Origin of the sequence: Cupriavidus pauculus (assembly GCF_008801835.1) — a bacterium.
In the GTDB taxonomy this organism is placed as follows: Bacteria; Pseudomonadota; Gammaproteobacteria; order Burkholderiales; family Burkholderiaceae; genus Cupriavidus; species Cupriavidus pauculus.
Map to the genome: position 1 here is coordinate 93,341 of NZ_VZOW01000007.1, position 12,870 is coordinate 106,210.

The 12,870-nt window shown below is 68.0% G+C and carries 12 protein-coding genes; 4 read left to right on the plus strand and 8 right to left on the minus strand.

Annotation, left to right across the window (positions count from 1 at the left end; genetic code table 11):
• Positions 1-24 precede the first annotated feature (24 nt).
• Positions 25-1,152: an extracellular catalytic domain type 1 short-chain-length polyhydroxyalkanoate depolymerase gene (locus tag F7R19_RS10490; RefSeq protein WP_150980284.1), complete on the plus strand. Its 1,128-nt coding sequence runs from the start codon at positions 25-27 to the stop codon at positions 1,150-1,152.
• An 84-nt stretch (positions 1,153-1,236) separates the two neighbouring features.
• On the opposite strand, the gene F7R19_RS10495 is transcribed toward F7R19_RS10490, so the two are convergent.
• On the minus strand, positions 1,237-1,536 hold the full coding sequence (locus tag F7R19_RS10495; RefSeq protein ID WP_061954673.1) for a 2Fe-2S iron-sulfur cluster-binding protein: 300 nt from the start codon (positions 1,534-1,536) through the stop codon (positions 1,237-1,239).
• Between the two features lie 46 nt (positions 1,537-1,582).
• A complete protein-coding gene (locus F7R19_RS10500) occupies positions 1,583-2,188 on the minus strand; it encodes an IMPACT family protein (RefSeq protein ID WP_150980286.1) in 606 nt (201 codons plus the stop codon).
• Between the two features lie 357 nt (positions 2,189-2,545).
• Between F7R19_RS10500 and F7R19_RS10505 the strand changes: the two genes are divergently transcribed.
• Entirely contained in the window at positions 2,546-3,169 is a 624-nt protein-coding gene (locus tag F7R19_RS10505) for a DUF938 domain-containing protein (protein ID WP_150980289.1), read from the plus strand.
• Positions 3,170-3,262: 93 nt separating this feature from the next.
• Here F7R19_RS10505 and F7R19_RS10510 read toward each other — a convergent pair whose 3' ends face one another.
• The 6 genes from F7R19_RS10510 to F7R19_RS10535 all read right to left on the minus strand — a co-directional run bounded on the left by F7R19_RS10510 (position 3,263) and on the right by F7R19_RS10535 (position 10,633).
• Positions 3,263-4,027 carry a sulfite exporter TauE/SafE family protein gene (locus F7R19_RS10510; RefSeq protein WP_150980292.1) on the minus strand — a complete coding sequence of 255 codons (765 nt, stop codon included), beginning with the start codon at positions 4,025-4,027 and terminating at the stop codon, positions 3,263-3,265.
• Between the two features lie 177 nt (positions 4,028-4,204).
• Positions 4,205-5,191, minus strand: coding sequence for a Bug family tripartite tricarboxylate transporter substrate binding protein (locus F7R19_RS10515; protein WP_150980294.1), 987 nt, complete (start codon positions 5,189-5,191; stop codon positions 4,205-4,207).
• Between the two features lie 130 nt (positions 5,192-5,321).
• A complete protein-coding gene (locus F7R19_RS10520; protein WP_150980297.1) occupies positions 5,322-6,767 on the minus strand; it encodes an efflux transporter outer membrane subunit in 1,446 nt (481 codons plus the stop codon).
• Positions 6,768-6,769: 2 nt separating this feature from the next.
• On the minus strand, positions 6,770-7,927 hold the full coding sequence (locus F7R19_RS10525; protein ID WP_167585428.1) for an HlyD family secretion protein: 1,158 nt from the start codon (positions 7,925-7,927) through the stop codon (positions 6,770-6,772).
• The gene (locus tag F7R19_RS10530) at positions 7,924-9,576 is read right to left on the minus strand and encodes an MFS transporter (RefSeq protein ID WP_061954563.1); all 1,653 of its coding nucleotides are present in this window, start codon (positions 9,574-9,576) and stop codon (positions 7,924-7,926) included. Before F7R19_RS10530 ends, F7R19_RS10525 begins: the two co-directional genes overlap by 4 nt.
• Positions 9,577-9,694: 118 nt before the next feature.
• Positions 9,695-10,633, minus strand: a complete 939-nt coding sequence (locus F7R19_RS10535) for a LysR substrate-binding domain-containing protein (RefSeq protein WP_150980300.1) — start codon at positions 10,631-10,633, stop codon at positions 9,695-9,697.
• A gap of 162 nt (positions 10,634-10,795) precedes the next feature.
• Here F7R19_RS10535 and F7R19_RS10540 point away from each other — a divergent pair, with 162 nt between their 5' ends.
• Both F7R19_RS10540 and F7R19_RS10545 read left to right on the plus strand, forming a co-directional pair.
• Positions 10,796-11,968 (plus strand): CaiB/BaiF CoA transferase family protein, encoded by a 1,173-nt coding sequence (locus F7R19_RS10540; RefSeq protein ID WP_150980303.1) that lies wholly within the window; start codon positions 10,796-10,798, stop codon positions 11,966-11,968.
• A 17-nt stretch (positions 11,969-11,985) separates the two neighbouring features.
• Entirely contained in the window at positions 11,986-12,822 is an 837-nt protein-coding gene (locus F7R19_RS10545) for an HpcH/HpaI aldolase/citrate lyase family protein (RefSeq protein WP_407648917.1), read from the plus strand.
• Positions 12,823-12,870: the final 48 nt, after the last annotated feature.

Sequence of the window (12,870 nt, forward strand, 5' to 3'; positions counted from 1 at the left end):
TCGGATTCGAAAGGGCGATGCGGAATGAAGCGGCGCGCGAGCGGCACCAGATTGTGGATAGCACTGAGCAAGCAGGCCGCACGTAGTGCGCGCCAGTTGCAGCGCACGGTCACGCGTACGGTGGCCGATCCGATGATGCGGGCCGCCAAGCAGCAGGGCAAGGCGGCCAGCGCGGTGATGGGCCGCGCGGTGGGAAAGGTTGCGCGTCAGGCGCTGACCGGCGTGGTGACGCCGGCGCGCGCACCGGTCAGCCGCGGCGGTGGCTTCTGGGAAGAAGGGCAGTGGGGTTTCCCCCTCGGCATCGGCAGCATGGCGCAGCGCCGCTACCGGATCTTCGTGCCGCCGGGCGTCAGCGCGGCGCGGCCGGCGCCGCTGCTGGTGCTGCTGCATGGCTGCGGGCAGGACGCCGCCAGCTTTGCAGCCTGCGCGCGCGTAGCCAGCGTGGCGCGCGATGCGCGCTGGGTGGTGCTGATGCCGGAGCAATCGGTCCAGGCCAACGCGCAGCGATGCTGGAACTGGTTTCGTCCGACCGCGCGCGGCGCGTCGGAAACCGCGTTGCTGATGTCGATGATCGACCATGTTTGCCAGCGCTATGCCATCCTGGCCAACCGCGTTTGCGCGCTGGGACTGTCCGCCGGCGGCGCAATGGCGATGATGCTGGGCCTGCGCTATCCGGAACGCTTTGCCGCCATCGGATCCCATTCCGGCGCGGCCCCATATAGCGCAACCAATGCCACGCAGGCGCCCAAGGCCATGCGCGGCGAACGCGCGCCGGATGCGGCGGCTGCGCAGAGCGTGCTGGCTGGCCGGCTTCCGCCGCCGCTGCTGTTGATGCATGGCGATGAAGACAACGTGGTGTCCTATGACAACGCCACGTCGACGGCTGCCATGTGGCTGTCGCTATGGCCGGCCGGCGTGCCGGCGCCGGTGGCGCAGCCGCCCCGGCGGGTTCGACGCGGCACTCGCCGCGCGGTGGAGGTGTTCGACTGGCAATCGGGCGCGCGCCCTTTCGTGCGAGTGGTCAAGGTGGAAGGGCTGCGCCACGCGTGGAGCGGCGGCACTCCAGGGCAGGCGTTCTCCGATCCCACCGGGCCGGACGCACTCAAGATCGCGCTACGTTTTTTCTCGGTGAATGGCCGGCATACCGATTGATGTGCTGGCCCTTGGCCGATGGCTGGTCGATATCGCCGCAATCGCCCGCACCTGACCCGCGCCCGTATCCTTCGCGCGATGCGCTCAGCGTCCATCCATCGGTTCGAACACCACATCGCTGGCCGCGCACGCCACGCACGGCAGGATGTAGCCGTCGTCCTTTTCGTCGGGACTGAGTCCCGGCCATTCGATGCGATACCGGACGCTGCCCGCATGCAGTTTGCTGATGCATGCGCGGCACGTACCGTTGCGGCAGGAACTGGGCAGGCTTACGCCATCAAGCAGCGCCGCTTCCAGCAGGCTGAGCGACGCCGGCGCGGGGAATGTCGCATCGCGGGGCAGCACGCGCGCCGTGTAGGCGCTGTCGTCATCGTCGTCGTGCATCGCGCCGTCCGCTGCGGCGTTGGTGTGGGGTTGGCTGGTCATGCGATCAGGCGTCGCTTTCGGGAAATTCGGCGCGGCCGTGCGTGGCGTCGCGCAGGGCGGCCATCGCACTGTCTCGCAGCGTGGCCGGCAGGCGGATCACCAGCGTGGCCTGCGCGCCGTAGCCCGTATCCGTCAGCGTGCAGCCATCGTCGGCGCCCTGTTCGATCCAGCGGCGCACGCGCGGCTCGTCGGCGTAGTCCACCTGCACCGTCAAGGTGGCATAGGCGATGCGCTCGATGCGCGCGGCGTCCTTGAGTGCGGCGGCGATCGCATCGGTATAGGCGCGCACCAGACCGCCCGCGCCCAGCTTCACGCCGCCGTAGTAGCGCACCACGGCCGCCAGCACACCATCAAGATCGTGATGGCGCAGCACTTCCAGGATCGGCCGGCCCGCGGTGCCCGATGGTTCGCCATCGTCCGACATGCCCGACTGGCCGCCCGCCAGCAGCGCCCAGCACACATGGGTGGCCGTGGGATGCTCCGCGCGCAGGCCCTGGATCACCGCCATGGCGGCGTCACGGTCAGGCACCGGCACAGCCAGCGCGATAAAGCGGCTTTTGCGGATTTCGATCTCGGCGTGGACCGGAGCGGCAAGCGTGAAGGTGGGCAAGACTGACGCGGAAATTGACGGGCAGGACGCCGAGTGTAGCGCAGCCGGCCAACCTTTCCGGCGCGCGATGGCGACGGCGCGCCGCGCTCGCGGGAGATCGTCGCAAAAAGCGGCGTGGCATGCGCGCCGGGCGGTGCGAGCGCCCCACGCGCTGCGATGTCCGATATTGTCGAGGCCATCATCCCAACTGAAAAACACCATGCGCCGGATGCTGTCCGACGCGGCGCGCTGAAAATTCCTGGCTCTTCGGGAGCGATCCGGTGCCGGCAACGGTAGCGGCGCGAATGAGGCAGGGCTGCTAACCTGTGGCCTTGCAAGCCCGGCGCAAGGCCCGGGCGCAGCGTCACAGGAGAGTTCATGACCCAGCCCGCCGTCGACCTCATCGCGCGCCGCATGGCGCCCGCCACCGATCGCAATCGTGCGCCGATCCTTGCGGTGCTGCGCGATGTTTTGCCCGCATCGGGCACCGTGCTCGAAATCGCCAGCGGCACTGGCCAGCACGCCGTGCACTTTGCTGCCGCGCTGCCTGGCATCACATGGCAGCCCAGCGATCCGGACGCTACCCATCGCGACTCGATCGCGGCCTGGACCGCGCATGCGCAGGCGGCCAACGTGCTACCGCCGCTGGCCATCGACGTGACCCGTGAACCCTGGGGTATCGATGGCGTCGACGCGATGGTCTGCATCAACATGATCCATATCGCACCATGGGCGGCTGCCGAGGCCTTGTTCGCAGGCGCGGGTCGGCGGTTGCCGCCGGGCGGCGTGCTCTATCTGTACGGCCCGTACCGACGCGACGGCGCGCATACGGCGCCAAGCAATGAGGCGTTCGACCGGCAACTGCGCGTGGCCGATCCGCAATGGGGCGTGCGCGACATGGAGGCTGTGGTCGCACTGGGCGAGGCGCAGGACCTGGCGTGCGACGCGCCCGTGCCGATGCCGGCCAACAACTTCAGCCTCGTGTTTCGCAAGCGGAAATAGCGCGGAAAGCGCGGCTGTAGCGCCGCACGCCGCGCAGCGCGCACCGCGTTCGATCGCTCAATGGCGGCGCAAGCTGCGCCGTCGCCATCGTGCTCAGCCGCGCACCAGCATCACCAGTGCGGTAGCGATCAGGCACACGGCGAACGCGGCGCGCAGCCGGCGTTCGGGCATGCGGTGGGCCAGCGCCACACCCCAGGAGATCGTGAGCATGCCGCCGAACGACAGTGGAATGCCGCTGTACCAGTCCACATGACCCGCGTGCGCATAGGTGAACAGTGCGACCACCGCACCGGGCGTGACCAGTGCCAGCGCCAGTCCCTGCGCTGCGGCCTGGCGCATGCCGAACAGGCCGACCAGCGCGGGTGCGGCCACCACGCCGCCGCCCACGCTGAAGAAGCCCGAGAACGCGCCGCCCACCACGCCTACCGCGGGAATCCACGCCGGGGCCACGCGCGCCTGTTGCTGCGTGTTGGCGCGGCCGGGCATCAGACGCCAGAGAAAGTAGAGTGCCAGGCCGATCATGAAGACGGCAAAGATCCGCCGCAGCAGGGCGGCGTCGATCGAGGTGGCCAGCCTGGCCGACAGATAGGTCGACACCACCGCGGACAGTCCCAGCACCACGGCAGTCTTGAGATCGATATCGGCGCGCTTGCGGTATTGCCAGAATCCGATCACCACGTTCGGGGCGATCATCACCAGCGAGGTGCCTTGCGCCAGTTGCTGGTCCATGCCGTAAAGCAGGCCCAGTGCGGGAATCGCAATCAGACCGCCGCCGATCCCGAACAGCCCGCCAACACCGCCGAGTAGCCCTCCAAGTCCGAAGATGAGCAGGGCGGACAACAACGAATGGTCAGGCATGGAAAATCCGGCGGCGTGATCGACAAGGCAAGTCCGCGATGATACGCAGACATGGCGCAGACATTGGGGAAATGCCGAAAGGAATGACTGTCGTGCGGGGAATGAATCGGACCGGGCCGGCTGCCGCGCGCGCCGCGTGGCGCGGGCAGCGTTCGACCACCGGCCCCGGCCTGCCCGTCAGTCGACCTGCGCGCCGGACTGCTTGACGATCTTGCCCCACTTGTCGATATCGGCGCGCAGCATGGCGGCAAACTGCTGCGGCGTGCTGCTCAGCACTTCCGCGCCCTGTGCGGCCAGCTTGTCACGCAGGGGTTTGTCCGCCAGTGCGGCCTGCAGCGTGGTGGAAAGTTTCTGCGTGACGTCCTTGGGCGTGCCACGCACCGCGAACAGGCCAACCCAGAGGTCGCCGCTGTAGCCCGGCACGGTTTCGCCGATGGTCGGAATATCGGGGGCGAACGGCGACCGCTTGGCGGAGCTCACGCCCAGCGCACGCACTTTGCCGGCCTTGATGTGCGATAGCACCGAGGGCAGGCTTGCAAACGCCATCGGCACCTGATTGCCGAGCACGTCGTTCAGCGCCGGGGCCACGCCCTTGTAAGGAACGTGTTCCAGCTTGATGCCGGCCATGCTGTTGAGCATCTCGCCAAGCAGGTGGTTCAGCGTGCCGTTGCCCGCCGAGGCAAAGCGGTAGTAATCGGGCTTGGCCTTGGCCATCGCGATCAGTTCGGCCATCGACTTGGCCGGAAACGCCGGGTTGACCACCAGCACATTGGGCACCGTGGCCACCACGGAGATCGGCTCGAAATCCTTGATGGGATCGAACGGAATGCTGCGATAGAGCGACGGGTTGATGGCCTGCGTGCTGCTAATGGTCATCAGCAGCGTGTAGCCGTCCGGCGTGGCGCGCGCCGCGGTTTGCGTGCCGATATTGCCGCCCGCGCCGGGCCGGTTTTCCACCACCACCTGCTGGCCCAGGCGCTGCGACAGGTCGGCGGCAACCAGCCGCGCAACGATGTCGTTGGTGCCGCCGGGCGCCTGCGGCACGATCATCTGGATGGGTTTGGACGGGTAGCTGTCGGCCTGCGCAGGGCCCATGGCGGCCAGCGCCAGCGTCACGCCGGCCAGTGCGTGGATTGCGCGGATTGCGCGGAACGTGCCAATCATCGTTGTCTCCTGTTCAAAGCAGGCCGCGCCATCGCGGATGTTGTGCCGGCCACGCTTATTGTTGGCGCCACTCTAGCCGAGCCCTACGCGCAGGAGAAATTCAATCGGTGACTACTGCCATAAGGAATTCTTATCGGACGGCCGCCGTCGCGAGATCGCTGCGCCATCCGCCGCCCATTGCCTGATACAGCGCCACGCTGGCGTTGAGGCGATCCGCATGGGTCTGGATCAGATTCAGCTCCGCGCTGAACAACTGGCGTTGGGCATCGAGTTGTTCCAGATATGGCGAATATCCTGCTCGATAGCGGTTGGTGGCGTGCCGCAGTGCGGCGGCCAGCGCGTCGCGCTGCTCGCGCAGGCGCGCTTCCTGTTCGCCGAGTTTCTGCACGGCCGCCAGGTTGTCGTTGACTTCGCGGAACGCCGTCAGCGCCACGCGTCGATAGGCGAAGGCGGCTTCGTCACGCTGGGCTGCCGCGGCGTCGGCCCCGGCCACGATGCGGCCGCCTTCGAACAGCGGCGCCAGCACACTGCCGCCGAGCGTCCAGATGCGCACCGGATTGGCCAGCCCGGTGGCGTAGACCAGTCCGCCGGTGGCTGTCAGCGGCACGCGCGGCAGATAGGCCTTGCGCGCGGCCGACAAGCTGGCGTCGCTGGCGGCCAGCGTGTATTCGGCCTGCGCGATGTCGGGCCGGCGACGCAGCAGATCGGATGGCAGTCCCGCCGGTATCGCGGGCTGTTGCAGCGACTGCAGCGCCAGACCGCGTGCGATCGACGATGCGTCGGGATTGCCGAGCAATACGCCGAGTGCGTTTTCCTGGCGCGCCACGGCCAGTTCCGCCTGCGGCACGGCCTGCGCGGTGGATTCGTATTCGGCGCGCGCCTGCTCGTATTCCAGTTGCGAGGTGTAGCCGGCGCGGGCGCGATCGCGCGCCAGTTTCAGCGCATCGGCCCGGGATGTCAGCGTCTGGCGTACCACGTCGAGCTGCGCGTCCAGCGCGCGCAATGCGATATAGCCGCGCGCCGCTGCCGCCGACACGGAAAGGATCGTGGTGTCGCGCGCGGCCTGGCTGGCCAAGAGGCTGTTGCGCGCCGCGCCTACCGAATCGGCGATGCGGCCGAACAGGTCGATCTCATACGAGGCATCGAGCGTGAGCTGTCCCGTGTTGGCCGTGCCGGCGTTGCCGAATGCATTGATGGCGCGCGCGCGCGTGCCGCCGGCGGTGAAGTCGAGCGTCGGAAACAGCTCGGCGCGGGCGATGCGCGCCTGGGCGTCGGCCTGGCGCACGCGCGTCAGGGCAATCGCGATATCGTCGTTTTGCGCGAGGGCCGTTTCCACCACCGCGCTGAGCGCCGGGTCGCCATAGCTGCGCCACCAGTCGCGCTCGATCGCCACGGTCGGTCCGGCGTCCACGCGCCACGCCACGGGCGGTGCGAGCGACTCCGGTGCAGGCGGGCGCGGCCCCATGCAGCCTGCCAGCAGAAGGACCAACAGCGGCAGAGCATGGCGCAATTCGCGGCGCAGTGCGGGGCGCACAGGCTGACGCACAGGTGGAAGCGCGGGGTGGCGGGCTGGCATGGTCAGCGCGTGGGCGGCCGGTGTGTGCTGGTATCGACTTGCGCCTGGACGGACATGCCGGGGCGCAGGCGCTCGGCCAGCGGCTGGTCGGGGTCGATGGCGATGCGCACCGAGATGCGCTGCGCCACCTTGACGAAATTACCGGTGGCGTTGTCCGCCACGATCACGGCGAACTCGGACCCCGCGGCGGGCGACAGCCGTTCGACATAGCCGGTCAACCGCGCATTATCCAGCGCATCGACGCGGAAACTGGCCTTCTGGCCCGGCGCCATATGGGCGGTCTGCGCCTCCTTGTAGTTGGCGATGACCCAGCGCTGCGGCGGCACCAGGAACATCAGTTGCGATCCCGATGTCACGTACTGGCCGAGCCTGGCACCGATCTGGCTCAGGCGGCCGTCGGCCGGCGCCACCACCACGGTGTTCGACAGATCGATCTCCGCGAGTTGCAGCGCGGCGCGCGCCTGTTCGACGGCGGCTTTGAGCCCGTCGCGGCTGACCATCACGGCGCGCACATCCTGGCGCGCGATCTCCACTGCGGCGCGCGCCTGTTCCAGCGCCGCTTCGGCCTGGCGCAGGGCGGCGCGCGTCTGGTCGCGTTCGCGCAGCGACACCGAGCCGTCGGCCACCAGTTCGTCCACGCGTTTCATATCGGCCTGCGCGCGTTGCAACTGGGCGCGGGCGTTGTCGGCATTCGCCAGTTGCGACGCCACGGTAGCTTCGCGCGCCCGCTGGGTTTGGTCGGCATTGGCCAGGTTGGCGATCTGCGTGTCCAGCGATGCGCGCGCCTGTTGCACGCGCTGCTTGTAGATGCGTTCGTCGATGCGCAGCAGCACCTCGCCGGCCTTCACCAGATCGAAATCATGCACCGGCACGTCGGTCACGTATCCGCTCACCTGCGGACTGATGATCGTGGTTTGCCCGCGCACGTAGGCGTTGTCCGTGCTTTGTATCGACGGCGTGAACGGCGGCAGGCCCCACGCGTACAGGATGAGCAGCACGCTGAGCGCCGCGACCAGCACGATCAGCACGGTCAGCCGCAACGATCCGCGCGGCGGCGCCCAGCCCTTTGGGGCGGCGCTGTGCACTTCGACCGGATCTTCGAGCCGTTGGGGTTTGTCGTCGGATGGCGGTGGGGCGTTGCGATCGGGCGCGTCGGTCACGATCGGGTCTCCGTGGAAGGGGTGGGCGGCTTCTTGTCCGACACCTGGCCGGGGACCACCTTGCCAATGTAGAGCGCCAGCAACCAGACGAACGTGACCGTCGCCAGGATGCCGATCAGCAAGAACACATCGTTGAAGGCCAGCACATTCGCTTCGCGCGTGACCTGCTGCGCCAGCGCAGCGACGCCTTCGGCCTGCCGCAACACGGGATCGCCCACCACGCGGTTGTAAATATTGCCAAGCAATTGCAGGCGCGCCGCATCGAGCGGATCGGCCAGACTGATGCCCTGCACCAGCGAATGCGAATGAAATTTCTCGCGATAGGTCTGGAACGTGCCGAGCAGCGCGGAGCCCATCAGTCCACCCAGCGATTGCGTGATGCTGAACAGCGCCGAAAAGCTGACGAAATGGCTCATGCCGCGCTGCAGCGCGCTGCCCATGCCGATCAGCAGCGTCGGCCCCAGAAAATACACGGCCGCGAACGCGATCAGCGATTGCGTGAAGTACATGTTCTGCGGCCGCGTCAGGTTGGTCGATCCTGCATCGATAAAAGCACCGATGGCGATCAGTACCAGCGAGATGCGGACCGGCCGGCCAAGGTTCTGCGGATTCAGCGTCAGCGCGCTGGCCGCGATGCCCGCCACGGTGGCGATCGAGACCACGATGTAGAGCGAAATCAGTTGGTCGTTGACCAGGCCCAGCGAGGTCAGCAGGCCGACCGCGCCATACGGCTGTTCGGATAGCAGGATGCGCACCGAAGTGGCCACCACGGCAAACCGGACGATGGCCATGCTGCCGAGCCAGCGCGTGTTCAGCAGCGGGTTGACGCGGTTGTGTTCGATCCACAGCGCCGCCGCAATCAGGATCACAGCGCCGCACAGCGCATAGCCAAGCCATGGCGTCGTAGTCCACCACAGGATGCGGCCCTCGCCCAGCACGGCGCACAGCAGCGCCATGCCCGGCGCGAACAAGGCGAAGGTGAGAAAGTCGAGCGGCTCGAATGCCTTGATGCGCTCGCTGGGCGGCAGCGGCAGCAATCCCACGGCCACCAGCGACAGCAGCGACATGCCGAATTCGAATTGATAGAGCGTCTGCCAGTTGCCGGCTTCGAGCATGCCGGTGGAAAAAGTGCGGGCCAGCGGCGTGGCAAGCTGCGGTACGCCGAAGCCGATCACGACCGCGCGCATGCGGTGCTTGGCCGGCAGCGACTGGATGATGTAGTAGAGCGCCAGCGTCGACATGCCGCTGGCCGCGATGCCGTTGGCGGCGCGCGCCAGCAGCGCCGTGCCGAAGGTGTGCGTGAGCAGGTGCGCACCGGTGATGACGGCGTAGGACAGCAGGAAGACCTTGGTGAATCGTTGCAGGCCGTATTGCTGGCGAAACTTGATCACCAGCATCGACATGCAGACGTTGGTCATCACGTAGACCGTCGACAGCCATGCGCCTTCATCGCTGTACAGGCCCAGCACGCCCTGGATGTTGGTGAGGTTGGCCACCACCAGCGCGTTGCCGAAGCCGCCGGTCAGGCCGATCAGCACGCCCACGCAGAAGTAGGCGACGCGGCGCGGCGTGGGATGGTCCGGGGTGGCGGGCGACCCCGGAATCGACGGCCGTTCATGCGGCTTGAACTCGTAGCTGGCTGTTGCCATGGCTGACCGGTAGAAGGCGAGCGTCTGCGATGGGGCGATGATGCGGGATGTGCCGATGCCTTGCAAGCGTCTGGACAACCACAGGCCACGGCGCGGGTGAGCCGTTGTCCGGCCGCGGCTAGGTCCGCGGTGGTGGCGCCAGCGATCCGCCCGCGGCGATGCGCGCTTCGACGATCTCGCGCAGCACATCGGCCACCGCCTCGGCGGCATTCGATCTGGGCAGCGCGCGCGGCCAGCACAGCGACAGCGTGCGCCGCAGTTCCGGCACGATGCGGCGACGCGGCACCGCGCCATCGCCGCGTTCGTCCTCGCCCAGCGATGACGCCGGCAGGATCGTGCACGCCAGCCCCTCGCGCGCGGCCGCCAGCAGGAACGGCAGCGAATCGAGGTCGGCCACCACGTTCAGCGCGATCCCCGCCTTGGCGAAGCTGCGCTCCACCACTTCGCGCAGGCCTTGCGAGCCACTGGGCAGTACTAGCGGCACCCCGTCGATGGCCTTGAGCGCGATGGTGGATGCGTTGCGGCCGCGCGGGGCCGCGCCGGGCGGCGTGCCGATCAGATAGAGCGGCTCGCTCGCCAGCGGCTCCGGCTCCACCGCGCGCGACGCGGTGTCGCGAAACAGGATCGCAAAGTCGAGCCGGTTCTGGTTCAGCAGTTCGGAGATGTAGCCGCTCATGCTTTCAAACAGTTGCAGGCGCACTTGCGGATAGCGCTGGCGCACCGCGCGCACCAGCGGCATGCCAAAGGCTGCGGCGGCCGTGGTGGGCAGCCCGATGGCAACCGTGCCGGACACTTCGGCGCCGGCCACGCGCACGTCGGCCCCGGCGATCTCCACCTGGCGCAGGATATTGCGCACGTGGCGGTAGAGCGTCTTGCCCGCCTCGGTGGGGCGCACGCCCTTGGCGCCGCGATGCACCAGCGGCACGCCGAATTCGTCTTCCAGCGCGGCCAGCTGTTGCGACAGCGCGGGCTGGGCCACGCAGACCACTTCGGCGGCGCGGGTCAGGCTGCCGTGGTCGACGATGGCCACGAAATAGCGCATGGCGCGAATATCCATGGGAGCGGTTTCCTTCCGGTCAGTGCGTCAAGGGGGTTGGGGGTATTGATTCTACTTATGGTGCCTTCGGCAATTGCTATTTCACAAGGCCACGGCGCGCGGGTAGATTGGCATCCATCGTGCAATCCGCACATCCCTTCGCCTGAAGCGCCCCACACTGCCATGCCAAGACCCCTCGAAGGCATTACCGTACTCTCGCTCGAACAGGCGATTGCCGCGCCTTTCTGCACCCGCCAACTGGCGGACCTGGGCGCGCGCGTGATCAAGATCGAACGCCCCGGTCCCGGCGATTTCGCGCGCGCGTATGACAGCCGCGTGCGCGGCCTCTCGTCGCACTTCGTCTGGACCAACCGCTCGAAGGAAAGCCTCACGCTGGACGTCAAGGCGCCCGCCGCCGCGCCGGTGCTGGCCGCCCTGCTCGAAAAGACCGACGTGCTGGTGCAGAACCTGGCGCCGGGCGCGGCGGCGCGGCTGGGCCTCGACTACGAGACGCTCTCGCAAACCTATCCGCGCCTGATTGTCTGCGACATCTCCGGCTACGGCGGCGATGGTCCCTATCGCGACAAGAAGGCGTACGACTTGCTGGTGCAAAGCGAGTCCGGCTTTGTGTCGGTCACGGGCACACGGGAGGAGGGCGTCAAGGCCGGAGCGTCAGTGGCCGATATCGCCGCGGGCATGTACGCCTACAGCAACGTGCTGGCGGCGCTGATCGAGCGCGGGCAGACCGGGCGCGGCAAACGCATCGACGTGTCGATGCTCGAATCGATGGTCGAATGGATGAGCTTTCCGATGTATTACGCGTTCGACGGCGCCGAGCCGCCGCCGCGCGCCGGTGCGTCGCACGCCACGATCTACCCGTATGGGCCGTTTCCGACTGGCGACGGCAAGACCGTGATGCTGGGTCTGCAGAACGAGCGCGAATGGGCCGTGTTCTGCAAGGTGGTACTGCAGGAACCCGACCTGGCCACGCACGCCGCGTTTGCCACCAACAGCCTGCGCAGCGCCAACCGAGCGCAGCTGCGCGATCGCATCGTGCAGACGTTTGGGCACCTGAGCGCCGAGCAGGTGGTGCAGCGGCTGGAAGAGGCCAAGATCGCCAACGCCAACGTCAATACGATGGCCGATGTGTGGGCGCATCCGCAATTGCGCGCGCGCGACCGCTGGCGCGAGGTGCAGACCTCGGCCGGTCCGGTGCCGGCCTTGCTGCCGCCGGGCCTGACCGACGCCCGCATGGATCCGGTGCCCGCCGTGGGCCAGCACACCGATGCGATCCTGGCCGAAGCGGGCTGCAGCGCCGACCAGATCGCGCGGCTGCATGCCGACGGCGTGGTGTGAGGCCGCCGACCATGACGATGACGACGCCCATTCCCCGCGCGCCGCGCAGCTATCTGTTCGTGCCGGGCTCGCGGCCCGAGCGCATCGGCAAGGCCATTGCCGCCGGCGCGGACGCGGTCATTGTCGATCTGGAGGACGCGGTGGCGCCCGACGACAAAGCCGCGGCGCGCCACAACCTGCACGCGCCCTGGCCGGCGCTGCGGGCGCAGGCCGACGCGGCCGGCGTGACGCTGCTGGTGCGCGTCAATGGAGCCGATACCGCGTATTTCGGCGACGATCTGGCATTTTGTCGCGACCTGGCGGTTGCGGCGATTGTGTTGCCAAAGGCAGATTGCGCCGCCCTGGAAGCCTTGCGGGCGGTCTTGTCGGACATTACCTGCTACGCGCTGCTGGAAACGGCGGCAGGGTTTCGCGACCTGCGCGAGGTGGCGCGCGCACCCGGTGTGATCCGGCTGATGTTCGGCAGCATCGATCTCATGTTCGATCTCGACGTCGCTGACGACGACGCGCCGCTCCATCATTTCCGCAGCGAACTGGTCCTGCATTCGCGCGCGGCCGGGCTGCCCGCGCCGGTCGATGGCGTCTGCACCGCGATCGGCGACGCCCAGGCGCTGGCGGCCGATACGGCGCGCGCGCGGCGTTTCGGCTTTGGCGCCAAGCTGCTGATCCATCCGAACCAGGTGGCGGGCGTGCATGCCGCGCTGGCGCCTTCGGCCGAAGACGTGGCCTGGGCCCGGCGCGTGGTGGCGCAAGCCGCGGCGGCAAACGGCGCGGCCATCGCCGTAGACGGCAAGATGGTCGATCGGCCCGTTCTGGAACGCGCGCAACGCATCGCTGCCGCCGCCCCGGACTAATGCTTTGTTAAGGATTTATTAAGCGTGAACGGCGCGGCTTGCACATTT

Coding starts and splice junctions, on each gene's coding strand:
- F7R19_RS10490 (WP_150980284.1), top strand. CDS start 25: ATGAAGCGGCGCGCGAGCGGCACCAGATTGTGGATAGCACTGAGCAAG.
- F7R19_RS10495 (WP_061954673.1), bottom strand. CDS start 1,536: ATGCACGACGACGATGACGACAGCGCCTACACGGCGCGCGTGCTGCCC.
- F7R19_RS10505 (WP_150980289.1), top strand. CDS start 2,546: ATGACCCAGCCCGCCGTCGACCTCATCGCGCGCCGCATGGCGCCCGCC.
- F7R19_RS10510 (WP_150980292.1), bottom strand. CDS start 4,027: ATGCCTGACCATTCGTTGTTGTCCGCCCTGCTCATCTTCGGACTTGGA.
- F7R19_RS10515 (WP_150980294.1), bottom strand. CDS start 5,191: ATGATTGGCACGTTCCGCGCAATCCGCGCAATCCACGCACTGGCCGGC.
- F7R19_RS10520 (WP_150980297.1), bottom strand. CDS start 6,767: ATGCCAGCCCGCCACCCCGCGCTTCCACCTGTGCGTCAGCCTGTGCGC.
- F7R19_RS10530 (WP_061954563.1), bottom strand. CDS start 9,576: ATGGCAACAGCCAGCTACGAGTTCAAGCCGCATGAACGGCCGTCGATT.
- F7R19_RS10535 (WP_150980300.1), bottom strand. CDS start 10,633: ATGGATATTCGCGCCATGCGCTATTTCGTGGCCATCGTCGACCACGGC.
- F7R19_RS10540 (WP_150980303.1), top strand. CDS start 10,796: ATGCCAAGACCCCTCGAAGGCATTACCGTACTCTCGCTCGAACAGGCG.
- F7R19_RS10545 (WP_407648917.1), top strand. CDS start 11,986: ATGACGACGCCCATTCCCCGCGCGCCGCGCAGCTATCTGTTCGTGCCG.